Consider the following 971-nt stretch of genomic DNA (forward strand, 5'->3'; position numbering starts at 1 on the left):
TGTGTATCCGATTGTGATCAGACAGCTTGCTAGCGCCACGTGATCCGGGCCCGTCGAGGCATGGACGTGGGAACACATCGTGATCATGGAAGTTGGGGTCGTCGTCACGCCGGGCTTGCGTCCAACGGCACGGCGCGGCTCCACAGAACACCCTGATCACCAGGGTTGAGGCTCGGGCTGAAGCATTCCCGTACCCCACCGATCACGCACAGATGCGAAGATCGGTCCGTGGCGGTCCCGGTCACACCGCGGCCAGCAGATGCAGGAGGTTAATGTCCGTTCAAGCGGCGGGAACCGTCATCAACCTCCTGCAATTGCCGACGCAACCAAGGCAGGCGCCAGCCACGGTGCCTCCCGCGCACCATCCATTGATCACAAGTAGATGCGCGCTCTAGTGCGGCTGTAGTACTAGTACGGCTGTAGTACTAACGGGGCTTCGCCCCAGCCCGACGAGCATGTGTCTGTGGTCTTGTTGTGTTCTTGGGTTCCGGTCGGGTGGTGTGACGGGTTGACGATGAACCCGCCTGTGGTGCCGCGCTGATCGACGGCGGTGGGTCGTGGCCCGACCGTCCCGGACCGGAGCTGATGATGACGCTACCCCGCTCGGTCGCTGATGTCCTGGCCCGTCACGTCGCCTTCGAGGTGGAGTGCATCGACAGGATGTACCTGAACGTCTACGACCTGCGCCGACTCCGCCTCCACGGCCTGATCGAACGCATCCCCGGAACCCACCGCTACCAGATCATCCCGACCGGCCAGCGACACGCCCTGTTCCTCACCCGCGTCCATAACCGGATCCTGCGCATCGGCACCGCCGAACTCACCGACTGCCACCACGAACCCCCGCCGCTACGCCGAGCAGCCGACGCCTACAACACCGCCGTCGATCAGCTCATCCACCACGCCGGACTCGTCGCCTGGCCTGCGCACCCCGAACTTGATCCATTCTTCACGGCTTCGCCCGCGCAAGC

Annotated in this window: 1 pseudogene; it reads left to right on the plus strand. The window is 64.1% G+C overall.

The features are described 5' to 3' along the window. Positions 1 to 588: 588 nt before the first annotated feature. A pseudogene (locus G6R25_RS24215) lies at positions 589 to 971 on the plus strand (hypothetical protein); the annotation flags it as partial.

The sequence above is a fragment of the Candidatus Frankia alpina genome, assembly GCF_902806485.1.
Classification (GTDB): Bacteria; Actinomycetota; Actinomycetes; order Frankiales; family Frankiaceae; genus Frankia; species Frankia alpina.